This is a genomic window from Acinetobacter sp. 24-47-64 (assembly GCF_057737055.1).
In genome coordinates this window covers 2,024,709-2,047,029 of record NZ_CM173215.1, presented here as the reverse complement: position 1 = coordinate 2,047,029, position 22,321 = coordinate 2,024,709, and the positions used below count along the sequence as shown (strand labels likewise).

The following is a 22,321-nucleotide window of genomic DNA, read 5'->3' as shown; positions in this document are numbered from 1 at the left end:
TCATATCCGTTGGCGTACCATTTCAAAGAAACAAATCGATCCGGCAACTGCAACGTTTAATGATTCTTGACCACCCGGTTGGGGAATGGTAATTGCTGAAGCATGCGCTAGGGCATATTCCGAAACGCCTTGACCTTCATTGCCCAGTACCCATACGCAAGCTTGAGTTAAGTCTTTTGCATATAAACTTTCTGATTCATGTGAGCTCGTGACATACACGGGAATTTTGAATTGAGACAGCACATCTTCAAGCGCAACGTTTTCATAGGTTTTTAATGAAAAGTGCGCACCCATTCCTGCTCGTAATACGCGAGGAGACCACAAAGATGCTGAACCTTTGGTGCAAACAATTTGTTCAATACCTGCAGCCGCAGCTGAACGAAGTAATGTACCTACATTGCCTGGATCTTGAACATTTTCAAGAATTAAAGTGTCTTGAGTATAATCTAGAGCATCACGTTGAGTTGGTAAATCTACAATCGCTAAACATGCTAAGGTGGTTCCTAGCGTGCTAATGTCTTTATAGAGTGATTCACTAATAACAAACACTGAACCTGTATAGTGTTGTGCGATTTCGTCAAAATCGGCGTGTTCCATTGCTTTTTCAGTGGTAAAAATCGAATTCAATTTACGATTTTTTTCTAACCAAGCTAAGCACAAATGTGTGCCTTCTAGAACAGTTTGGCCTTGCTTTTTACGGTAACTATTTTGATCAATTAAACCACGTAAATGTTTAATTTTCGGGTTGTCTTTAGATTCTAAAAAGATGATGGCCATTCAGTTTGACTTCCATGAGAGCCTAAATCAATAGGCTCTCAATTGTAAATTATTGATGATAAGCAGTAACAAGCTCAACTTCATTTTTTGAACCAATGACGACTGGTACACGTTGGTGAAGTTCAGTCGGTTGGATTTCCATAATACGCACGCGACCTGTTGTCGAAGCACCGCCTGCTTGTTCCATGAGCATACTCATTGGATTTGCTTCATACATAAGACGTAAACGACCAGCTTTTTTAGGATCTTTGGTATCGTAAGGATATAAGAAGATCCCACTACGGCAAAGAATACGGTGGATATCACCGACCATGCAGGCAACCCAACGCATGTTAAAATCTTTTTCACGTACAGATGTTTTACCCGCTTGTAGCTCACCAATATAACGTTGAACAGGTTCTTCCCAATGACGTTGGTTTGAAGCATTAATGGCGTATTCTTTTGTATCGGCATCCACTTGGATATTTTCAGTCGTCAACAGGAATGTTTTTGACTCTGGATCAAATGTAAAGAAAACAGTACCTGCACCAACGGTTAATGCCATCATAGTTGATGGGCCATATAACACATAACCAGCTGCGACTTGTTCAGTACCTGCTTGAAGGAAATCTTCTGCTTGTGTCACTGAATTTTTGGCAGGTAGGATAGAGAAGATGGTGCCAACACACATATTGATATCGATATTACTTGAGCCATCTAGTGGGTCGAATAAAACTAAATACTTACCATTCTCTTGTGCTGGGGTAAACTCATCGAGTTCTTCAGAAGCTAAACCGCCTACATTTTCGTTGTTCTTTAGCGCATCAATTAAATAGTCATTTGAAATAACATCTAATTTTTTTTGCGCTTCACCTTGTACGTTTTCATTACCAGCACTACCTAATACACCCGCTAAGGCACCCTTTTGCAATGCTGAATCGATGGTTTTACACGTTTCAGCAATTGTTTCAATTACATTAGAGAGTTCAGGCGTTAGATTTCCTTGTTGTTGTGCAAGATATTGTGACAAGGTGAGGTATGACATTACAAGGACGCTCCTAAAAGCTTTAAAAGAATAAAATTTGGATCTTGGGCTATTTTAGATGAGTTCAGTGCAAAATAGAAATTATCCTGCGTTATTTGTGGTGATTTTGCACTTGCCAGAGTTTTAGAACATGGTATGTTGATAGGAGGATGATTTTAAAAGGAGCTTTAAAATGAGCATTCAAAAGTTTGAAGCAACTCCAACGCCAGGTGAGGCAATCGACTTAAACGAAATTAGTTCAGAGAGTTCCAAGGAAGCATGGAAACAGTACGAGGCTAAACCTGAATATAAAGAGTTTAATAAGCATGACATGATTGAGTCTATGCAAGTGCCCATGCCAGACTCGCAAAGGTCTTAAACCTGATATAAAAAAGCGCTCGAATTGAGCGCTTTTTTTGCATTCATTAGCGAAGAAGTGGTGGCACTGCTTCATAATTGAGTTCTACACGACGGTTTTCTTTCCACGCAGCTTCATTGTTACCTGTATTAATTGGCATTTCTTTACCATAACTCACTGCTTCGAGTTGGTTTGGATTTACACCATTTGTAACCAAATAACTTTCAACTGCTTTGGCGCGTCGCTCACCCAAAGCCATATTATATTCACGCGTTCCACGTTCATCGGTATGACCAGTTAATGCGATTTTAGAGTTTGCATTTGCCAATAAAAATTGTGCATGTGCTTGGAGGGTTTGATAGTCCTCAGTAGATAGCTCACTGCTGTCATAATCAAAGTGAACAACACGTTTAGCCAAGAAAGCTTTATTGGCTTCAGTTACCCCTTTAGCAGAAGCACCCGTTAAGTTTTGAGCATTTAATGCTGCATCTTCACTGAGACCAGTCGTATTCACAGACGTTGACGTTGATGGTGGTGTCATCGTAGTGGTATCTGTAGTTGCTGGTTTACGGCTTGCGCAACCCGTCATTACTAAACTTACAGCAATGAGTGGAAGAGCAAACGTTTTAATCGCGTTCATGTTCATCTCCTTGAAAGATTAAATTCGATTATTTAGGTGCCCAAGCAGGTTCACGAACTTCACCTTGTTCGCTAGGTAAATTCATGCGGAAGCGACCATCTGTAGACATAATCGATAACAATCCACGGCTGCCTTCACGTGTCGCATACACGACCATTTGACCATTTGGTGAAAAGCTTGGTGATTCATCTAAACTGGTTGGCGTTAAAATGTTCGTGATTCCAGTTGAGATTTCTTGAATTGCTACCTTATAGTTGCTGCCTGAAGGGCGATGTACTAAAGCAACATATTTACCATCGGCACTTAAACTTCCACGTGCGTTGAATGCTCCGCGGAAAGTCAAACGTTTTGTTGAACCATCAGCAAACGTGTAATGATAGATCTGTGCTGAACCACCACGGTCTGAGGTAAAGATAAAACCTTTACCATCTGGGGTATAGCGAGCTTCTGTATCAATTGCTGTATTATTTGTCATACGCTTCACTTGGCGCGTATTTAAATCCATTTGATAAATTTCAGGGTTGTCATGCATTGAAGCAGTGAACAACATGCTTTTACCATCAGGGGAAAAACTTGGCGCACCGTTTAAGCCACGGAAGCCAGCTAATTTTTCACGTTGTCCAGTCGCTAAATCTTGAACATAGATCGCTGGACGTTTGGTTTCGAATGAAACATAAGCGATTTTTTTGCCATCAGGCGTCCAAGCAGGGGATAAAATTGGATCGCGCGAACTCAATACAGTGCGTGGTTGTTCGCCGTCCGTATCTGCGATTTGTAAAGTGTAGCGATTATCAGGAGTCGCAGGATTTCGCAAAACATAAGCGATGCGACCACTAAAGTCACCAGGAATACCTGTTAATGCTTGGTAAATCGCATCACTGATCATATGTGCTGCAGATCGAATGCGCGATGGTGGTACAGTTAATAGTTCATTGAGCAAATATTGTTGTTTTTGGACATCATAGAGTTGGTAATGAACAGCCAATGAACCATCAGGATTGGTTTTAACTTCACCATTCACAACATAAGGTACGCCTGCAGATTGCCAAGCAGCACCATTGGCTTGATTGATGGTTGCTGTTGCAGGTAAATTTTTAGATGAACTGGTAAAGCGACCTGAACGGTTTAAATCTTGCTCTACAACAGGGTATAAGCGTTGATCACCTACGAATGGCACGATAGCAATTTTTGGTGCTTCTTCAGGTGCTTTGGCAATTTCAAGATGAAGCTGTGCATAAGAGGTCGTAATGAGAGCAGGGCTAAATGCTGCCAAAATTGCTAAACCGAGAAGATGTTTTGAGATCATTTTCATGAGAGGTCACGTACTCAAGATACTAATTTTTCGAATATTCTAGCTTTTTAGCATATAGCTCCGTACCGAATCTATATAAAGCGTGTAATTATCCGCAATTCATGAAAAAACCTTTCGACGAATCGAAAGGTTTTTTATTATTTCACGGTGAATGAAGAAGTGAAACTACGAGCTTCACGCCTTGCATCAGGATCGGATGGCATCGGATATGGTGCTGCTGCACGAACAGCCTGTTCGACACTGGCTTTGACATCTGGATCTGATGCATTGACGATGACTGAAGTCACAGAACCACTGTCAGATAATGTCACGCGTGCTGTCGCTTTTTGACCTGAAGAGCCTATTGGCATTCTCCAAGCACCTTTAATTTTTTGCTCAAAGTCTCTTTTTGCTGAAGAAGCGATGCGTTTAGATTCAGCTTTTTTGTTGGCTGCTTCTTGTCTAGCTTTTTCAGCGGCAGATTCTCGAGCTTCAGCTTCGGCACGTTCTCTGGCTTCGGCATCCGCTTTTCTTTGTGCTTCCTGACGAGCTTTCGCATCAGCTTCCGCTTTAGCTTTGGCATCAGCTGCAGCCTTAGCTTTACGATCAGCATCCTGTTTGGCTTTTGCATCTGCTTCCGCTTTAGCTTTCCGATCAGCATCTTGTTTTGCTTTGGCTTCAGCAGCAGCTTTAGCTTTCCGGTCGGCTTCTTGTTTGGCTTTAGCATCGGCCTCCGCCTTAGCTTTTCGATCAGCTTCTTGTTTCGCTTTTAAAGCCGCATCAGCTTTCGCCTTTTGTTGTTGTTCCTGTTTTGCGTTTTGCTCTGCTGCTTTGGCTTTTTGGGCGGCTTCTTGTTTAGCTCTAGCATCGGCCTCAGCTTTAGCTTTACGATTCGCTTCTTGAGTCGCTTGACGTTGTGCTTCAGCCGCTGCTTTACGTTCGGCTTCTTGTTGAGCTTTAACCGCAGCCGCTTGCTCAGCTTTACGGTCGGATTTTGGCTCTTCAACTTTTGGTTGAGTTGGAGGAGGTACAGCAGGTGCAACAGGAATCACAGGAGCATTTTGAATAGGCTCATTGGTCTGTTGAACATTTTCTTGAACGTTCTGGTGCGCTGTATCTGAATGATCAGATTCAACCAATGGTGTGGGTTCAGGTGGTACCAGATCTTCAGGTTTAACTAAAACTGTTTTAACAGTTTTAGTTGGCTCAGGAGGTTGAGTCAATCCAAGGAACAACAAGCCTGTGATCGCAATCACATGGACCACAACAGTGAATCCGATTGCAATTTTCTTTTCTTTTGAAAAGCGAGAGTTAGATTCTTTCATAGCTTATTGAATTGGTTTGGTCAGCAAGCCAACTTGATTGATCCCTGCATCTTGTAAGTTAGACATGAGTGTCATCACCTCACCATATGGTCGAGTGTTATGACCATTGATGACGACACTAAATTGTTTATTCTCATGTTCAGCAGTTTGTTGTGCATCACGAAGTGTCTGTTGTAATTCCTGCAAGCTCAGTGGACTTGGTTGGCTACCCTTGTATTCTAAAAAGTATTGTCCTTGTTGATCTAAAGTCACCATAGCTGGTGCATCCTTAGATTCAATCGGTACACTGTTTGCTTCAGGTAAATCAACTTTTATGCCACTTGTGATCATTGGTGCAGTCACCATAAAAATCACCAAAAGTACTAACATGACGTCAATATAAGGAACTACATTCATGTCACTGTTAAGTGGCTTTTTGATGCGTTGGAAACGCCCTGAACGACGAACGGCCATTTATTCAGCTTCCTGTGTAGAACCCACAGAACGACGTTGTAAAAGCGCCACCATTTCTTCAGCAAACAAGGAACGATCTGAGTAAATTTCTTCACTTTTGGCCGTATAGTGGTTGAATGCAAGTACTGCAGGAATCGCGGCAAATAAACCAATAGCAGTCGCAATGAGGGCTTCCGCGATACCTGGTGCGACAGTTGCTAGTGTCACTTGATCGACTTGGGCTAAGCCGATAAAAGCATTCATGATGCCCCAAACTGTACCAAATAAACCAACATAGGGTGCAACTGAACCAATACTCGCAAGCGCACTGAGACCTTGTTCCATACGGCTCTGATCTCGGCTTAAACCCACCCCAAGAATACGCTCTGTGCCATCAATGACTTGTGCTGTTTCTGCTTTGGTTTTTTTGAGTTTGAGAAACTCTGCAAAACCAAGATAAAAAACATCTTCCAAACCTTCACGCTTAGAGTTGACTTGAGCATTGTTATATAAGGTGTTGAGTTCTGCACCAGACCAAAAAATCTTCTGAAAATGATCATCGCCTTGGCGAGCTTTCTTAAACGTCATATGTAACTTGGCAATAAGGTACCAGCTAAAGAGTGAAGCCAGTACCAACACCAGCATGACCAGTTGTACGACTGGACTCGCTTGAAGAATTAAATCTGTGACGTGAAGTGAAGATTCGAGTTGTGTTGCCATAGTTACATGTGCCAATCATATTTTTATGCGTGGGCTAATTCTTTTTCGATTAGATCACGGATTTCATTTGGAATTCTCAGCGGTTTCATTTCAGCGCTAATACACGCCAATTCTACTTCCCCTGAAGCTAGCATGATTTCACCACGATAAATATTTTGTTGCAATACAAAAGACGTTGCTTTACACGAAACTACACTTGCTGTAACAGTAATTAAGTCATCCATTAATATTGGACGTGAATATTTAAGCGCTAATTTATGCACGACAAAATTGTAATCTTTTTGATGCCAGTAATGTGAAATCCCTGAAGCGCGTAACCATTCTGTACGTGCGCGTTCCATAAAGCGAATATGATTGGCATGATAAACAATGCCTCCTGCATCTGTATCTTCAATATACACTCGGATTTGAAATTCAAATTTGTTCGCCATACAGGTGTTCCATTACTTTAAATAGTCCAGTGTTTTGCAACATTCTTGACAAAGAATGCGAAACGCTGATTTGTACAATGTTTGAAAGGCTTGAAGTTTAGCACTCCATTTTTACAGACCAATGGCACAAGATTTCAAAAATAGCTGTAGATTGGGCGAAATATTTTAAGATGAAAATGCAGATTTAATTGAATTTTAATCATGTTTGGCATAGGGATTGATTAAATAAATTCACATGAAATTTATAGTTGGATTTGAGTGCATGTTAAAAAGTTAGCTTTATCGATTTCGATTGCTACATCAATATTAAGTTTTTCGACTTTTAGTTCGGCTGAAGATTTTAAAATTTTAAAACAGATTGAAAGCAAGCCAATTTTACTAAAAAAAGGGGAATATGCTGGACACTATTATATTCCAAGCACACTCAATACTATTCAATGGGGTTATCTACCGAATAAAGATGCTAAGCCAGTTTTAACGGTTCCATCGGGGAGTCATGTGACTTTTGATACAGTGTCACATGAAGGTTTATTAGAGGATCAAAGGCGTGATGCTGAAAAATACTTTACATTTAAAGGTGTTAAAAAAGAGCACATTTTAGATGAAGCGAAATTGATCACCCGCTCTAATTTAAAGCATGATTTCCATAAAGATGGTCCACACATTATTACTGGTCCGATCTACGTTGAAGGTGCAATGCCGGGAGACGTGCTTAAAGTTGAAATATTGAAAATAGAACCACGTGTTCCTTATGGTGTTATTTCGAACCGCCATGGTAAAGGTACATTGCCTGAATTCCCTAAACGACAAAAACATGATCATGCTTCGCCAGAAAATCCAGATGCTTATGGCAATGTTTCAGTATTTACACCCATTGCTCAAAATAAAGAGGGTGTATGGGAGGGGGTGATTCAAACAGAATCTGGTAAAGCGATTCGTTTTCCATTAAATCCGTTTATGGGAACAATGGGTGTTGCACCGAATACCAGCGAACCTGTTCACTCAGTTCCACCCTCATTTTATGGTGGAAATATTGATATTAATGATTTAACTGCTGGGGCAACCGCTTATTATCCTGTTCAAGTTCCAGGTGCATTATTCTACACAGGTGATAGTCATTTCGTTCAAGGCGATGGTGAGGTTGCATTAACTGCTTTAGAAGGTTCAGCGCGTGCAACGTTTAAAATTAGTGTGTTAAAAGCGGGTAAAGATCATATTCCAGGTAAGCAACTTTCTCAGCCATTAGGTGAAAATGGTGAGTTTTGGATCATGCCTGGTTTAGATGAAGATTTGGATGAAGCAATGCGTAAATCTACGCGTGAAGCAATCAATTTCTTAGTAAATGAATATGGCATAAGTGAAGAAATTGCATATGCTTATCTCAGCGCTGCGACTGATTTTGAAGTTTCTCAAGTTGTAGATAAAACCAAAGGCATCCATGCGATGATTCGTAAAGCAGATTTTAAAGAGTTCATCGAGCAGAAATAAATTTTTGATTGCTGGAGTGTATCTTTGATGCCATGAATGAACTCCCTTCATTCTCAACTCCTTTATAAATTCATGTATATGTGAGAGTTAGAGTTAATTTAGTGAAAACATGAATTTTTTTATTTAAAAAAATAAATATTTATATAAAAAACATGTAGTTAAATTTTGGCACGCTCCTTGCGAAGTATCTGGTGGCTTAGATAGGACATTTAAGCATAAGGATAATTTAAGAACACTGGAGACGTTTCATGGATAATTTAAGTATTTTAACAAAAGGTGTGGACACCTTAGTGACGGTCGTTGGTGCAGGGTTTACTGGACTTTATGCCTTATTCAAACTGCGTGATCAGATGAAAGTTCCAGTACGCGTTTTTGAAAGTGCACCGGATGTCGGTGGAACTTGGTACTGGAATAATTATCCCGGTGCACGTTGTGATATTGATAGTGTGCATTATTCCTATTCATTTGATGAAAAATTACAGCAAGAATGGACCTGGAGCGAGAAATTTGCAGCCCAGCCAGAAATTCTACGATATCTCAATCATGTGGCAGATCGCTTTGACCTGAGAAAGGACATCACCTTCAATACCAAAGTCACGTCTGTGGTCTGGAATGAACAAGAAAAAAATTGGACAGTAACGACCAATCAGGGTGAAGTCATTAAATCTCGTTTCTTTATTTCTGGTGTAGGGACATTGTCCGTGCCGAAAAAACCGGAATTCCCAGGTGTAGAAAACTTTAAAGGTCCAACACTGATTACCGGCAACTGGCCAAAACAACCAATCAGCTTGAAAGGCAAACGTGTTGGTGTAATTGGCACCGGTTCTACGGGTATCCAGCTTATTACGGAAATTGCCAAAGAAGTCGGTGAGTTATATGTGTTCCAGCGTACACCAAACTACTCCACTCCATTGGGTAATGGGCCTACTCAGGCAGAGGAAGATCTCGAGAACAAGGCCAAATATACTTTAATCAGACATAATGCCCGCAATCATTTCCTGGGGGTACCTTATAACGAAGTACAGCCTTCAGCACTGGCAGTTTCCGAAGAAGAACGTTTAAAAGTTTATGAAGACCGTTACCAGCGTGGTGGTTTCCGTCTGTTTATTGATAGTTATCAGGATATCTTGTTTGATCCGAAAGCCAATGAAACTGTATCCGAGTTTATTCGTCAAAAAATTCATGCTCGTGTGAAAAGGCCAGAAGTAGCAGAATTGTTGGCACCGAGAGATTATTGCTATGGCACTAAACGACCACCCATGGAAAGTGGATATTACGAAGTATTTAACCAGGACAATGTGCATTTAATTGACGTTAAACAAACTCCAATTTCCCGTATTGATGAGAATGGCGTTGTGGTTGGTGATCAGTTGCATGAGGTGGATGTCTTGATTCTGGCGACCGGTTTTGATGCCATGACTGGACCATTATTTGCGTTAGGGATCCAAGGCAAGAACCATGAAAAACTGACTGAAAAATGGAAAGAAGGACCACGTACCTATTTGGGGCATACCGTGAGTGGATTCCCGAATTTATTTCTTGTGACAGGTCCACAAAGTCCCTCAGTGCTATATAACATGCCTTTAGCGATTGAAGATCATGTTGACCTTGCGACAGGCATTATCCAACACATGATTGATCATCAGCTTCTTGAAGTTGATGCAGATGCTCAAGCGGAAGAAGAATGGGTGAATCATGCCAATGAGCTGGCTCAGGCAAGTCTGCTACCAAATACGGATTCTTGGTATATGGGTGCCAATATTCCCGGAAAACCACGCCGTCGCCTGGTGTATTTAGGTGGAGTACCGAAGTATCGTGCGATTTGTGATGAGATGATTGCTAAAGGTTATCAGGGTTTTCATTTTAAAGCAGGCGATCCTAACAGTACTTTACTTCAACAAGTGTCTTGATCGGTCAGGAGAATTCATATGCCAATTACTCAAGAAATTGCAACTCTACTCGGTCAGATCCAAGAAGCAGGAGTGAAACCTTTTCATCAAAGTCAGGTAGATGAAGTGCGTGCAGTAGTTGAATCATTCCACAACATGCAAAAGCCGGTCGAGGTGAAAACCAAAACGACCGATGTTGAGTACCGCACAGGAACTTATCTGCGCATTTATCAGCCAGAACTTGCAGGAAAAACACTCCCTGTGCTGGTGTATTATCATGGAGGTGGCTTTGTCGCTGGTTCGCTGGCTGTAGCCGATGAAACTTGCCATGTGCTGGCGCAAATGAATCAACATATTGTGGTGTCAGTGGATTACCGTTTGGCGCCTGAGCATCCGTTTCCAGCCGCACATGAAGATGCCAGACAGGGATTGGAGTGGGTGTTTCAACATATTCAAGAATATGGCGGTGACGAGAATCAAATCTCAGTCATAGGTGACAGTGCAGGAGGTAATCTTGCAACGACATCTGCGTTATGGGCTGTATCACAGGATATGAAGATTGCCAAACAGATCTTAATATATCCAGTGATACAGCCTGAGATGGATTCTGCCTCAAGAAATGATGAAAATGGTTATCTAATTTCGCAACAGGATATGGACTGGTTCTGGAAAAATTATCAGATCCAAGATGGGCAGTCTATTCAATATTCACCTTTACAGTATGACAATCTATCCGCTGCGCCAGAAACTTTAATTGTGACCACAAATATGAAGTATCGCGGGATGATGCGGAATATTATGGATTCCGTTTAATCGAACAAGGTATAACCACCACCATCAAGCGTATTCGGAGTGGTGTACATGGTATTTTCTGGCTATCTGCAGTCGTGCCTGAACACCAGACGATTCGGGAGGAAATTGCTCGATTTTTAAAGAAATAACTCCCATTCAAAACCAGCCAGTGAATGGCTGGTTTTCACATTCAAAGCGCATTAATCTTATCGATATGTGCTTGATATGCTCGATGAGATTGAAGAATGAATCAAAGGAGCAAAACGTAGTGTTTTGTAGTTTTGTCATCTTTGACACTGTATTTCTAAATTGGCGATCTATACACTGACCTAGAAACGCCTGCTTATTTATAAAAATAATAATATATTCAAACAGTTCAGGAAATTTGAAATTAATTGAGGGATGGAGTAATACTCAATGAAAAATTATATGGATATATCGGTTAGCGATTTTATTAGTAAAATTTCTTTTGAAAGTGAGGACGGTAAAATCTGGTTCGATGGAGATCGATCACTTCTCTTTAATGCGAATAGTTTGTATACACTGAAGCATTTTTTAATTGATGAATATGGGATTGATCTAGCTAAAAAAGTTATCTATCGCTGGGGTTATGAAATTGGTAGTGAAGATGCTGTGCGAGCGCTCAAACTGCGCGCAGATGATCAGTTGTCAGCTTTTGTGACCGGACCTCAACTGGCCAAGATTCGTGGCATGGTAAATGTTGATATTGAGACGCTGGATTTCAATCCCAAGCAAAACAAGTTTAAAGGTATATTCAAATGGAATGACTCCTATGAAGCCTATGCACAAATTAAGAACATGTCTTACTCGACACACTGTTGCTGCTGGTGGTTGACGGGTTATTCCAGTGGTTATACCTCAAAATTTTTAAATGCTCCCTTTCATTATGTCGAAACACATTGTGTTGCCAAAGGAGATGAGTGTTGCCGGATTGAAAGCCATGAAGGGCAGGACCGTCATTTTGGACTGAAATCTGAATATTTTATTGAAACCATTAAACCATTATTTTCCAACAGCTACTTTGATGCCATAGGAAAATCCAAGACCTTTGCCAGGGTGTGCCAATTATTGCTCAAGGCAGCAGAGTCGGATATTACGGTATTGCTACAAGGCAGCACAGGGGTTGGGAAAGAAGCATTTGCGCGTGGTATCCATCAGAATAGTGCCCGTAAAGATAAAGAATTTGTCGCAATTAACTGTGCCTGTCTGCCAGAGCAACTGATTGAAGCGGAATTGTTTGGTAGTAATAAAGGCGCATTTTCCTGGACGAAATTATCGAGCTATCCCCTAAAGCGCAGGCGTCTTTGCTTCGTGTTTTGCAAACTGGTGAGTTTGAACGGGTGGGGGATACCAAGACTCGCAAGACCGATGTCAGGGTAGTGGTCGCTTGTAATGAAAGTCTGAAAAAAGCAGTAGATGAAGGACGTTTCCGCAGTGATTTATATTACAGGCTTGCCACTTATCCAGTATTAATCCCATCATTGAAAGAGCGTCGGGAAGACATTAATTTACTGCTGGAATATTATATTCGGTTCTTTGAAAAGCAGTACGAGAAGACCTTCAACGGATTTAGTGACCGGGTTTATGCTTTCTTCAACAGTTATGAGTGGCCAGGGAATATCCGCGAACTGCGAAATATTGTGGAACGGGCAGTGCTATTGTCAAATGATGCGCCATTGGACTTAGAAGACCTGATGTTGGAAGATAATGTAATTCAGAGCTTTGTTAGCCAGCATAAGCAGAAAGTGAATGGCATCAAAGGCATTGCTACTCATAGTGATCTGGATCAGTTCATTGAAAATCTGATGCACAATTCAGAACAGCTAGATATTGAATATGTCGAAGCCACAATTTTACAAACAGCTTTGCAAAAGTATCGCGGCAACGTGTCGAAAGCTGCACGTTATTTGAATATGACACGAAGTGCACTGGAATACCGGTTAAAAAAGCACGCAGTAATATAAGTTGAGGGTGTTTGGGTATGAAATATAGAGCCTTAGGATAAGGCCCTATATTTCTTTAAGCGATAATCCAATGTTGCCCGGCTAATGCCGAGTAAACGTGCTGCTTCGGAGACATTGTTCTGACTCTGTTGCATGGCTTGTACAATAATCTGCTGTTCGTAATGCTCCAATGAAAAGTCAGGAGTAAATAGTTCTGCAATTTTTTGTGAATTAAATGATTTGGAAGGGAATGTTTCCCGATAGCTATTTGTCTCAGCGGCTACAACATCGGGAAATAAGTCACGTAGTTTAATCTCTTGTTGATCATCTGTGAGTAGTGCTGCGCGTTCCAGCACATTCTCTAATTCACGGATATTGCCTGGCCAATTGTAATTTATAAAGAAATGTTTGGCTTTGTCACTAAGTCCTTTAAATTTTTTGTCATAGATATTTTCAAAGCGTTTAAGAAAATGACTGACCAGCAGGGGAATGTCCTCCCGCCGTTCGCGTAATGGCGGAATACGTACCGGAAAAATGTTTAGGCGAAAATACAGATCGGCACGGAATCGACCCTCTTTGACAGCTAATTCTAGATCTTCATTGGTAGCAGCTACCACTCTAACATCGACTTTTCGGGTCTGATAATCGCCTACACGCTCAAATTCACCTTCTTGCAGCATTCGTAATAAGGCTGCTTGGGCACGAGGGGATAACTCAGCCAGTTCATCCAGAAAAATCGTACCTTGATGGGCACGTTCAAATTTACCTATTCGTTGACTGACTGCTCCTGTGAAAGCCCCCTTTTCTACGCCAAAGAGCTCAGCTTCAATGAGGTCATGTGGGATACAAGCACAGTTAACTGCGATAAAAGGCTTATCTTTACGTGGACTTGCATAGTGAATACCTCGTGCAAAAGCCTCCTTACCAACACCTGTTTCCCCAGACAGGAGTACGGCCACTTTACTGCCAGCCGCTTTTTTGAGGAGGTCACAGACATTGCGGTAAGCCGCAGATTCTCCGACCGCATTAAACATGCTGTAGTCGACCTCGGCACGAGTATAAATATCGTGTTTTAGCTGATTCAATTCAGCGCGTAATGCAATGATTTCGTCCGATATGGGGTCAGGAGACATAAATTGTACAAGTTCTTCAGCATTTTCCCATTCAGTTAAGGGTTTACCAATGATCCGACAATGATCATGACCTTGGGCAATACATTGGGTTTCCTGATAAATAATGGTTTGTCCCATGACATAGCTGCTATATCCACAAGCATAACCAAGTTGTAGCCAGCAAGCAGGTTCATCGGATTTACCAAATTCGCTCAGGTGAACTTCACCTTCAAAGGAATGTCGCCAGTTAAAGTCGGCATAGAACTCATGGTTGCGATGGCTCAGCTGAAGTGTATTGACTTCGACCTGTACCATCCCACGAATACCATGCATTTGTGGTCCTGCCATAAAAGCCTCTGTTTCATTGAGGTCTGGACGAAGTTGTGCAGTGGCTTCGGCATCTCGCATACCAGCCTGATAACCACAACGAATAAAGAACCTTTTGGCTGGCTCATAACCCAGCATATCGTGCAAGTCTTTGCGTAGAAAACCAAAAATATCGGTATGTAGCAACAACATACGATTTTCTTCAAACCAAATCTGACCATGAGCGGCATCGAACTTAATCCGGTCAATCAGGTCCTGAATATCTTGTTGTGGCTTCAAAAATGGCTGCATGCGCAATGTCCTTCATTTTATTCTGTGCTCAATATCCTATGAAGCACTTTTTTCATTACTTGTGTACTAATAACGAACTCAAAATTTATACATATCATCATACTGTACATAAAGTGCATGAAAATGCCAGATGGATATTTATAAAAAAAAGAGTTGAAAATAGTCTTTCATCATTTCATGAATTTTTTTTTAATTGTGTTCATCATTTGATGAAATCAAAATTCAAAAAAAGACATTAAATACAATAAATATTATATAAATCAATTTCTTAAAAAGTTGGCACACTAATTGATATATGTATGTGGAAGGAAGTTTGTCCAGCAAGAAGGATTCTTAGTCATGACAAATCAAATAGGGATGCCACAACTCACCAAATATATCCGGGTGACGGGTGACCGTAATGCCAAATTTGTTGAATTTGATTTCGCTATTCACGATCCAAGTCTGTTTGTCGAACTGGTGCTACCTCGTGAAGCTTTTATACAGTTTTGTGAGACCAATCAAGTCGTCGAGATGACTGAAGAACAGAAAACCAGAAATGATGAGGAAGAAGAAAAATGGCGCTATGGGACTGAAGTCACTTTAGTCAATGCACAGCGATATATCCCAGATCAAGAAGATCTTTAGAAATAGCTTAAGGAGATAGCCATGTCACTTGAAATTAAAACATCTAGTATTGAACCAATACGCCAGAGTTACGCCTACATTGAACGCCGTTTTGGCAATAAACCTGCAACCCGCTATCAGGAAGTCAGTTTTGATATTCAGGCTGAAACCAACTTCCATTACCGACCATTATGGAAACCTGAGAAAACACTGAATGATAAAACGCATACAGCTATTGTGATGCAGGACTGGTATGCATTTAAGGATCCACGTCAGTTTTATTATGGGACATATGTGCAACATCGCGCCCGTTTACAAGATACTGCCGAAGCTAATTTTAACTTTTTTGAGAAGCGTCAGCTGGCTGTACATATTTCTGAAGAAGTCCGTGAAAAAGTAATCACGTTGTTTATTCCATTCCGTCATTTGGAGCAAACCGCCAACCTGCACATGATGTCAGGAAGTGCTTATGGTTATGGCACGGTACTAACCCAAGCATGTATTTATGCAGCGATGGATCGACTCGGGATGGCGCAGTATATCTCTCGTGTGGGTTTGGCTTTAGATGGGGGAACTGGTGAATCACTCGCACCTGCAAAACAAGCATGGATGAACGATACAGCTTGGCAAGGTTTACGCAAGCTATGTGAACAGAGCCTGACAGAACAAGACTATTTCAAGCTGTTTTTATTACAAAACCTAGTGATAGATAGTTTTATGTCTGAACTGGTCTATACCCAATTTGATCAATGGTTAGCAGATCACCAAGCTCGTGATTTGGCAATGCTCACCGAGTTTATGCAAGAAGCCTTAACAGATCTGCGCAAATGGTCAGACAGCGTACTCAAAACAGCGGCAGCAGAATCAATTGAAAATAAACAATTGTTAAGTCAATGGCTGGCGGAATACCTACCCGAAGTCAAAGCGGCATTTACACCTTGGGCAGAACAAGCATTATCTGCAGGTGCCATTGAACTCGCTGAAAAAAAACTGCTGGAGCGCAGTAAAAAAATTGGAATAGATCTCGAACAAGTGGCACAGGCTTAAGGAGAAGCAGCATGTCTAAAGTGTATTTGGCATTACAAGATAACGATACCTCACGTTACATCATTGAAGCGATTGAAGAAGATAATCCTGACGCCACCATTCAGTATTTACCTGCCATGATTCGCGTAGAAAGTGAGAAAGGGCTGATTGTTCGTGCGGAAAAGGTTTCGGAAAAATTGGGCCAAGAATGGGATATTCAATCTTTGCAGCTCAACATGATCACGTTGGGCGGCAACGTTGAAGAAGATGACGATACGTTCCGTCTACACTGGAATTAAAAAAAGTAAGCGTCAATGTGCCGCATTGAAGCGGTATATCAAAAGAATAAAGGACCTCAGGTATGAATTCTAAAATTAATGCAATTGGCAAAAAACTGAATGCCAAAGACCGTTACCGTGCACTCACGCGTGATCTGGACTGGGAGTTTTCCTATGCAGACCGTAAAGAAGCATTTCCTTATGAAGAATTTGAAGGCATTAAAATTACGGATTGGTCGAAATGGGAAGATCCATTCCGCCTAACCATGGATGCCTACTGGAAATATCAAGCGGAAAAAGAGAAAAAGCTCTACGCAATTTTTGATGCTTTTGCACAAAATAATGGTCAGTTGAATGTCACCAACGAACGCTATTTAAATGCCATTAAACTGTTTTTAACTGCTGTAACGCCATTGGAATATCAAGCCTTCCAAGGTTATGCCCATGTAGGACGTCAGTTCAGTGGTGTTGGTGCACGTATTGCGTCCCAAATGCAGTCCATTGATGAATTGCGTCATGTGCAAACGCAGATTCATGCGATGAGCCATTACAACAAATTCTTTGATGGCTTCCAAGATTGGTCACACATGCATGACCGCGTTTGGTATTTATCTGTACCAAAATCATTCTTTGAAGATGCGCGTTCTGCAGGCCCATTTGAATTCTTACTGGCTATCAGTTTTGCCTTTGAATATGTGTTGACCAACTTGCTGTTTGTACCCTTCATGTCTGGTGCTGCACATAACGGTGATATGGCAACCGTCACATTCGGCTTTAGCGCGCAGTCAGATGAAGCGCGTCATATGACACTAGGACTGGAAATTGTCAAATTCCTACTGGAACAGCATGAAGACAACGTGCCGATCGTACAGGAGTGGATTGATAAATGGTTCTGGCGTGGCACTCGATTACTATCAATTGTCGGCATGATGATGGATTACATGCTGCCAAACAAAGTTATGTCATGGAAAGAAGCATGGGAAACCTATTTTGAAGAAGCGGGTGGTGCGCTCTTTAAAGACTTGAGCCGCTACGGCATTCGTATGCCTAAATATTCTGAAGTCATTGAAAAAGAAAAAGAGCATGTCTCGCATCAAGCATGGTGGATTTTCTATAACTTTGGTCATGCGGCTGGCTTCCACACTTGGATTCCAACCGATGAAGAAATGGATTGGTTATCAGAAAAATATCCAGACACGTTTGACAAGTATTACCGTCCACGTTGGGAGTTAGCACGCAAGATGGAAGCGGAAGGTAAACGTTTCTATAGTGCGGGCTTGCCACAGCTATGCCAAATCTGTCAGGTACCGATGACCTTTACTGAAATGGATGGCGATCAGACCATGTTCAGTTACCGCAGCAGTGTCTATAAAGGCGAGCGTTATCACACTTGTTCAGATGGTTGTCATGACATTTTCGAACGAGAACCGGAAAAGTACGTTCAAGCGTGGTTACCCGTGAATCAAATTTTGCAAGGTAATTGTGGTGGCCCTGATCTGGAAGTGATGTTGCGCGAATATTACCGCTTTAATGTCGGTGCCGATAATTTAGATATCGAAGGTTCTCCAGATCAAGCACGTTGGAAGAAATGGAAAGGTGTGGCTTAAGTCGAATGTTTGGATAGCCATTCACAGGGCTATCCACCTTCATCATGGAATTTAGGAGTTTAGGGAAATGCCAGTAAAAGCAATTAACAACCAATATGATTTTGAACCACGTGACTTACAAAAACACTATGGTGACAACATACTGATTTACGTGGGATGGGATCATCACACCCTATACTGTGCGGCACATGCCATGTTGGCATCTCCACAGCAAAGCTTTCAGGATTTAATTGATCAACAAATACAAGATGGTTTCCACCAACATCCTGAATTTACTGAAATTGATTGGTCAAAAGTCGAATATTTGTTAGATGGTCAGTCGTTTCAACCGAAACTGGATCAAAGCTTGGCAAGTCAAAATATTGGTCATAAATCGCTATTGCGCTTCATTACACCTGGGCTGGATGGTTACCAGCATCGTCATGTTTAAGGAGCGCTGAAATGAGTTATCAAGTCACGATTGAACCGATTGGAACCACCATTGAAGTCGAAGAAGATCAAACCATTTTGGATGCAGCATTACGTCAGGGCGTATGGCTTCCATTTGCCTGTGGTCATGGCACCTGCGGTACCTGTAAAGTGCAGGTGACAGATGGATATTATGATGTTGGTGAAGCTTCTCCATTTGCATTAATGGACATTGAGCGTGAAGAAAATAAAGTTCTAGCATGTTGCTGCAAACCAGAATCAGATATGGTCATTGAAGCTGATGTTGATGAGGATGAAGACTTCCTTGGTTATCTAGTCGAAGATTTTCAGGCTGAAGTGATTGAGATCAAAGAGCTTTCACCTACGATTAAAGGCGTGCGTTTAGCCTTAGATCGTCCAATGCAATTCCAAGCTGGGCAGTACATCAATATTCAGTTCCCTGGAATTGAAGGTACACGCGCCTTTTCGATTGCCAATTCCCCAAGTGAAGAAGATATTGTTGAATTACATATCCGCCAAGTACCGGGTGGCGCAGCGACTACTTATGTCCATGAATCATTAAAGACTGGCGACCAGCTAGAAATTTCCGGACCGTATGGACAATTCTTTGTACGCAAGTCTGATACGAAGGATGTGATTTTTATCGCAGGTGGTTCGGGCCTATCTAGCCCTCAATCAATGATTCAAGATTTATTAGAACAAGGTGATAACCGTACCATTTATTTATTCCAAGGTGCACGTGATGTTGCAGAACTGTATAACCGTGAAATATTTGAAGGTTGGGTAAAACAATATCCGAATTTCCGTTATGTACCAGCCTTGAATGCCCCTAAGCCCGAAGATCAATGGGATGGATTTACCGGATTTGTACATGACGCCGTAGCAGATTATTTTGAAAATAAATGTTCTGGTCACAAAGCTTATTTGTGCGGTCCACCCCTCATGATTGACGCTGCGATTTCCATGCTAATGCAAAGTCGTCTGTTTGAACGAGATATTCATACAGAACGCTTTCTCAGTGCGGCCGATGGCGCATCGGATCAATCACGTTCAGCACTATTTAAACATATCTAATTGCCTGATAGGTGAACATAAAAAAACAGCCAAATGGCTGTTTTTTTATTGAATGATTTAAAAATGATAAGCCAGTGTAAGGCTGTAGAGACTTGGATCAATTTTGAGATTACCTGCATCCGCACCATTAATTTTCACATCGCTGTCTACTTTGACATAACGATAATCAAAACCTAGACTAATTTTATTATTGATGAAATATTCTAGGCCGGCGTTAAACGCAATGCCATGTGAATTGGACAGATCAACATCTGAACCATCTGTGCTGTCAGTATCATAAAAATAGACATAATTGTAACCGATGCCTAGATAAGGATTGATATTACCTTTGGGTTTGAAATGGTACTGGAGACTCAAGGTGGGTGGCAGATATTTGGTGCTGCCTAGTTTGACTCCATCACCATAAAAATTATGTTGTGGCGGGATACCAGCTAATAAATTCAGGCTGATGTTGTCACTGAGGAATAGCCCCATGGCTAGGGTTGGTCGATAACTTTCACCAATTGAGGTTTCAACACTGTTAAATAACAGGCCAGGATGTTTGTCTGCTTCAATCTGGGTAATACCAAATCGCAGATACTTGTCGTGCGAAAGTAAAGGTGAGGCAGAAATTGCGGTGCTTACCGTTAGGGCCAAACTGGTACAGAGTATTGTTTTTTTCATCAAATTTATTCCTTTAAATATAGTCAATTTCATTACTTTGAAATTGATTAGGAATATTGCAATAGTTGTACCATTTTTATTTTTAAATAAAATCAATCACTTGTTTGTTTTTTTAGATTTGTGGTTTTCATCATTTCATTTATTAGATAAAAAGTACGATTGAAATTTAATGAAATAATGAAATTTGCATTTTAATAAAATATGTATTTGAGAAGAGTCAAGAATTATCGTTCTAGACTCTCCTTAATTCAACTTACCATTAAAATGATTTAAACCTTATTGTGTGTTTTTATCCAATCTTGTTGAACTTGTTGTGCAATAGTCGGATAGTCCATCACAAAACGAATGTGGCTTTCAACGCCAGTTTTTAATGTCGCATCATCTACAATAAATTGAGGGTTATGATTGGGTGCAGCCTTACTCATCTCTTGATCTTGAGGTGTTGCACCAATGAAAATGAACAATGAAGGCATAAGTTGACCATAATAGGCAAAGTCTTCACTTGCGCTTGCATTGTTTTCAAGCACATGTAATTTATCTTCACCGTGAACTTTCGCAAGTGATGGCGCGATGAGTTGAGTTAGCGTTTTATCGTTCGTGGTAACGGGGGCATAAGCGGCAATTTCTACTTTGGCTTTTACGTCATTTGCATGAGCATTATGTTCGATCAATTTCGGTAAATCCTTGAGAATATTCTGGCGGACCTCATCATTATTTGATCGAATCGTGCCAACCATATTGACTTGCTCTGGTATCACATTTCCTACCGTTCCACCTTGGATACTGCCAATACTGATTGCCCCCATACCTTTGGTTAAATCTGCACGACGGCTGATCAAACTCTGCATATTACTAATCATTTGAGATGAAGCATAAATGGGATCACGTCCTAGCCATGGCATAGAACCATGAACTTGTTTTCCACTGACCTGAATGCGCAAGTGATCTGCACTGTTTAAAATAGTGCCATCTTTATAAAAAATATGACCACTAGGCATACCTGCCATAACATGCATACCGAAGATCACTTCAGGCTTAGGATTTTTTAAAGCCCCATCTGCAATCATCTTACGTGAACCAATTTGATCGCCATGGCTAAAGTTATCAATATCTGCTCCACCTTCTTCAGCTGGTTGGAAGACAAACACAACAGTACCTGCAATTTTATCTTTATTTTCCGAAAGCACTTTTGCAGCGCCGAGTAACATTGCTGTGTGAGCATCATGTCCACAGGCATGCATCACTGGCGTTTCTTTACCTTGATAGGTTGCCTTTGCTTTACTCGCAAAAGAAAGTCCTGTTTTTTCCTCAATCGGTAATGCATCCATATCTGCACGTAATGCCATCACTGGGCCAGGTTTTACACCTTTAAGAATTCCGATTACACCTGTTTTGGCATAGCCTGTGCGGACTTCAATTCCATATTTTTTTAATTCTTTTTGAACCAGAGCCGAGGTTTTAAATTCCATATTGCCGAGTTCGGGATGTTGGTGAATGTGCTGTCTTAATTTGATGGTATGTTGTTCAACAGCGTTCACACCGTCATCAACCCAATCTGCAAAACTCAAGGTTGAACAAAGGGGCAAGATGGTACAAGCAGTAAATAGCCTAAGTGAAATCATGAACTCAATGTCCTAAAAATCCAAAAGTTTTAGGAGCTTCTCATTCACTTCCGATAGTTGCAAAACTTAACAGGTATATCGAAATACATGAAAAGTATAGTGAACATGAAGCATTGATTTTTAATGCTTTATCCATAGATTTAAAGTTGTTATTATTTGTAAATTATTAATTTTAA

The 22,321-nt window shown here is 41.0% G+C and carries 22 protein-coding genes and 1 pseudogene; 12 read left to right on the top strand and 11 right to left on the bottom strand.

All coding sequences use genetic code 11. From position 1 onward, the window contains the following. Together AC1M85_RS09805 and AC1M85_RS09800 are read right to left on the bottom strand one after the other, a co-directional pair. A complete protein-coding gene (locus AC1M85_RS09805; protein WP_035265712.1) occupies positions 1–777 on the bottom strand; it encodes a TrmH family RNA methyltransferase in 777 nt (258 codons plus the stop codon). Positions 778–826: 49 nt separating this feature from the next. Further along, a complete protein-coding gene (locus AC1M85_RS09800; protein ID WP_180027536.1) occupies positions 827–1,801 on the bottom strand; it encodes a class 1 fructose-bisphosphatase in 975 nt (324 codons plus the stop codon). A 172-nt stretch (positions 1,802–1,973) separates the two neighbouring features. Here AC1M85_RS09800 and AC1M85_RS09795 point away from each other — a divergent pair, with 172 nt between their 5' ends. Further along, entirely contained in the window at positions 1,974–2,159 is a 186-nt protein-coding gene (locus AC1M85_RS09795; protein ID WP_035265716.1) for an NF038105 family protein, read from the top strand. Positions 2,160–2,205: 46 nt separating this feature from the next. On the opposite strand, the gene pal is transcribed toward AC1M85_RS09795, so the two are convergent. The 6 genes from pal to ybgC form a co-directional block, all read right to left on the bottom strand. Then, positions 2,206–2,778, bottom strand: a complete 573-nt coding sequence (gene pal, locus AC1M85_RS09790; RefSeq protein WP_035265718.1) for a peptidoglycan-associated lipoprotein Pal — start codon at positions 2,776–2,778, stop codon at positions 2,206–2,208. A gap of 28 nt (positions 2,779–2,806) precedes the next feature. Further along, the gene (gene tolB / locus AC1M85_RS09785; protein ID WP_179998402.1) at positions 2,807–4,090 is read right to left on the bottom strand and encodes a Tol-Pal system beta propeller repeat protein TolB; all 1,284 of its coding nucleotides are present in this window, start codon (positions 4,088–4,090) and stop codon (positions 2,807–2,809) included. Between the two features lie 137 nt (positions 4,091–4,227). Continuing rightward, complete coding sequence (tolA, locus tag AC1M85_RS09780) at positions 4,228–5,394, bottom strand: cell envelope integrity protein TolA (RefSeq protein WP_488212976.1); 1,167 nt, start codon at positions 5,392–5,394, stop codon at positions 4,228–4,230. Between the two features lie 3 nt (positions 5,395–5,397). Beyond that, a complete protein-coding gene (gene tolR, locus AC1M85_RS09775; protein WP_180027539.1) occupies positions 5,398–5,847 on the bottom strand; it encodes a protein TolR in 450 nt (149 codons plus the stop codon). Continuing rightward, positions 5,848–6,546: a protein TolQ gene (gene tolQ / locus AC1M85_RS09770; protein ID WP_179998400.1), complete on the bottom strand. Its 699-nt coding sequence runs from the start codon at positions 6,544–6,546 to the stop codon at positions 5,848–5,850. Between the two features lie 23 nt (positions 6,547–6,569). Next, positions 6,570–6,977, bottom strand: coding sequence for a tol-pal system-associated acyl-CoA thioesterase (ybgC, locus tag AC1M85_RS09765; RefSeq protein WP_035265725.1), 408 nt, complete (start codon positions 6,975–6,977; stop codon positions 6,570–6,572). Between the two features lie 258 nt (positions 6,978–7,235). On the opposite strand from ybgC, the gene AC1M85_RS09760 reads away from it, so the two are divergent. The 5 genes and pseudogenes from AC1M85_RS09760 to AC1M85_RS09740 all read left to right on the top strand — a co-directional run bounded on the left by AC1M85_RS09760 (position 7,236) and on the right by AC1M85_RS09740 (position 13,131). Then, positions 7,236–8,465 (top strand): acetamidase/formamidase family protein, encoded by a 1,230-nt coding sequence (locus AC1M85_RS09760; protein ID WP_488212975.1) that lies wholly within the window; start codon positions 7,236–7,238, stop codon positions 8,463–8,465. 248 nt (positions 8,466–8,713) lie between these two features. Then, positions 8,714–10,375, top strand: a complete 1,662-nt coding sequence (locus AC1M85_RS09755; RefSeq protein WP_488212974.1) for a flavin-containing monooxygenase — start codon at positions 8,714–8,716, stop codon at positions 10,373–10,375. 18 nt (positions 10,376–10,393) lie between these two features. Beyond that, on the top strand, positions 10,394–11,167 hold the full coding sequence (locus AC1M85_RS09750; RefSeq protein ID WP_488212973.1) for an alpha/beta hydrolase: 774 nt from the start codon (positions 10,394–10,396) through the stop codon (positions 11,165–11,167). Positions 11,168–11,563: 396 nt separating this feature from the next. Next, positions 11,564–12,850: pseudogene (locus AC1M85_RS09745) on the top strand (sigma 54-interacting transcriptional regulator); the annotation flags it as partial. 11 nt (positions 12,851–12,861) lie between these two features. Next, the gene (locus AC1M85_RS09740) at positions 12,862–13,131 is read left to right on the top strand and encodes a helix-turn-helix domain-containing protein (RefSeq protein WP_488213868.1); all 270 of its coding nucleotides are present in this window, start codon (positions 12,862–12,864) and stop codon (positions 13,129–13,131) included. Between the two features lie 32 nt (positions 13,132–13,163). Here AC1M85_RS09740 and mobR read toward each other — a convergent pair whose 3' ends face one another. Continuing rightward, on the bottom strand, positions 13,164–14,840 hold the full coding sequence (mobR, locus tag AC1M85_RS09735; protein ID WP_488212972.1) for a phenol degradation transcriptional regulator MobR: 1,677 nt from the start codon (positions 14,838–14,840) through the stop codon (positions 13,164–13,166). A gap of 357 nt (positions 14,841–15,197) precedes the next feature. Here mobR and AC1M85_RS09730 point away from each other — a divergent pair, with 357 nt between their 5' ends. From AC1M85_RS09730 to AC1M85_RS09705, 6 genes are all read left to right on the top strand, one after another. Then, positions 15,198–15,467, top strand: coding sequence for a phenol hydroxylase subunit (locus tag AC1M85_RS09730; RefSeq protein ID WP_481586697.1), 270 nt, complete (start codon positions 15,198–15,200; stop codon positions 15,465–15,467). A gap of 21 nt (positions 15,468–15,488) precedes the next feature. Then, the gene (locus AC1M85_RS09725) at positions 15,489–16,493 is read left to right on the top strand and encodes an aromatic/alkene monooxygenase hydroxylase subunit beta (protein ID WP_481586630.1); all 1,005 of its coding nucleotides are present in this window, start codon (positions 15,489–15,491) and stop codon (positions 16,491–16,493) included. Between the two features lie 11 nt (positions 16,494–16,504). Further along, positions 16,505–16,771, top strand: a complete 267-nt coding sequence (locus AC1M85_RS09720) for an MmoB/DmpM family protein (protein WP_488212971.1) — start codon at positions 16,505–16,507, stop codon at positions 16,769–16,771. Between the two features lie 62 nt (positions 16,772–16,833). Further along, positions 16,834–18,357 carry an aromatic/alkene/methane monooxygenase hydroxylase/oxygenase subunit alpha gene (locus AC1M85_RS09715; RefSeq protein ID WP_179998392.1) on the top strand — a complete coding sequence of 508 codons (1,524 nt, stop codon included), beginning with the start codon at positions 16,834–16,836 and terminating at the stop codon, positions 18,355–18,357. Positions 18,358–18,424: 67 nt separating this feature from the next. Next, positions 18,425–18,787: a phenol hydroxylase subunit P4 gene (locus AC1M85_RS09710; protein WP_488212970.1), complete on the top strand. Its 363-nt coding sequence runs from the start codon at positions 18,425–18,427 to the stop codon at positions 18,785–18,787. Between the two features lie 11 nt (positions 18,788–18,798). Then, entirely contained in the window at positions 18,799–19,860 is a 1,062-nt protein-coding gene (locus tag AC1M85_RS09705) for a 2Fe-2S iron-sulfur cluster-binding protein (protein WP_488212969.1), read from the top strand. Between the two features lie 57 nt (positions 19,861–19,917). On the opposite strand, the gene AC1M85_RS09700 is transcribed toward AC1M85_RS09705, so the two are convergent. After that, positions 19,918–20,523: an OmpW/AlkL family protein gene (locus AC1M85_RS09700; RefSeq protein WP_488212968.1), complete on the bottom strand. Its 606-nt coding sequence runs from the start codon at positions 20,521–20,523 to the stop codon at positions 19,918–19,920. A 269-nt stretch (positions 20,524–20,792) separates the two neighbouring features. Beyond that, complete coding sequence (locus AC1M85_RS09695; RefSeq protein WP_488212967.1) at positions 20,793–22,145, bottom strand: amidohydrolase; 1,353 nt, start codon at positions 22,143–22,145, stop codon at positions 20,793–20,795. Positions 22,146–22,321: the final 176 nt, after the last annotated feature.

Coding starts and splice junctions, on each gene's coding strand:
- AC1M85_RS09805 (WP_035265712.1), bottom strand. CDS start 777: ATGGCCATCATCTTTTTAGAATCTAAAGACAACCCGAAAATTAAACAT.
- AC1M85_RS09800 (WP_180027536.1), bottom strand. CDS start 1,801: ATGTCATACCTCACCTTGTCACAATATCTTGCACAACAACAAGGAAAT.
- AC1M85_RS09795 (WP_035265716.1), top strand. CDS start 1,974: ATGAGCATTCAAAAGTTTGAAGCAACTCCAACGCCAGGTGAGGCAATC.
- pal (WP_035265718.1), bottom strand. CDS start 2,778: ATGAACGCGATTAAAACGTTTGCTCTTCCACTCATTGCTGTAAGTTTA.
- tolB (WP_179998402.1), bottom strand. CDS start 4,090: ATGAAAATGATCTCAAAACATCTTCTCGGTTTAGCAATTTTGGCAGCA.
- tolA (WP_488212976.1), bottom strand. CDS start 5,394: ATGAAAGAATCTAACTCTCGCTTTTCAAAAGAAAAGAAAATTGCAATC.
- tolR (WP_180027539.1), bottom strand. CDS start 5,847: ATGGCCGTTCGTCGTTCAGGGCGTTTCCAACGCATCAAAAAGCCACTT.
- tolQ (WP_179998400.1), bottom strand. CDS start 6,546: ATGGCAACACAACTCGAATCTTCACTTCACGTCACAGATTTAATTCTT.
- ybgC (WP_035265725.1), bottom strand. CDS start 6,977: ATGGCGAACAAATTTGAATTTCAAATCCGAGTGTATATTGAAGATACA.
- AC1M85_RS09755 (WP_488212974.1), top strand. CDS start 8,714: ATGGATAATTTAAGTATTTTAACAAAAGGTGTGGACACCTTAGTGACG.
- AC1M85_RS09750 (WP_488212973.1), top strand. CDS start 10,394: ATGCCAATTACTCAAGAAATTGCAACTCTACTCGGTCAGATCCAAGAA.
- AC1M85_RS09740 (WP_488213868.1), top strand. CDS start 12,862: ATGTTGGAAGATAATGTAATTCAGAGCTTTGTTAGCCAGCATAAGCAG.
- mobR (WP_488212972.1), bottom strand. CDS start 14,840: ATGCAGCCATTTTTGAAGCCACAACAAGATATTCAGGACCTGATTGAC.
- AC1M85_RS09730 (WP_481586697.1), top strand. CDS start 15,198: ATGCCACAACTCACCAAATATATCCGGGTGACGGGTGACCGTAATGCC.
- AC1M85_RS09725 (WP_481586630.1), top strand. CDS start 15,489: ATGTCACTTGAAATTAAAACATCTAGTATTGAACCAATACGCCAGAGT.
- AC1M85_RS09720 (WP_488212971.1), top strand. CDS start 16,505: ATGTCTAAAGTGTATTTGGCATTACAAGATAACGATACCTCACGTTAC.
- AC1M85_RS09715 (WP_179998392.1), top strand. CDS start 16,834: ATGAATTCTAAAATTAATGCAATTGGCAAAAAACTGAATGCCAAAGAC.
- AC1M85_RS09710 (WP_488212970.1), top strand. CDS start 18,425: ATGCCAGTAAAAGCAATTAACAACCAATATGATTTTGAACCACGTGAC.
- AC1M85_RS09705 (WP_488212969.1), top strand. CDS start 18,799: ATGAGTTATCAAGTCACGATTGAACCGATTGGAACCACCATTGAAGTC.
- AC1M85_RS09700 (WP_488212968.1), bottom strand. CDS start 20,523: ATGAAAAAAACAATACTCTGTACCAGTTTGGCCCTAACGGTAAGCACC.
- AC1M85_RS09695 (WP_488212967.1), bottom strand. CDS start 22,145: ATGATTTCACTTAGGCTATTTACTGCTTGTACCATCTTGCCCCTTTGT.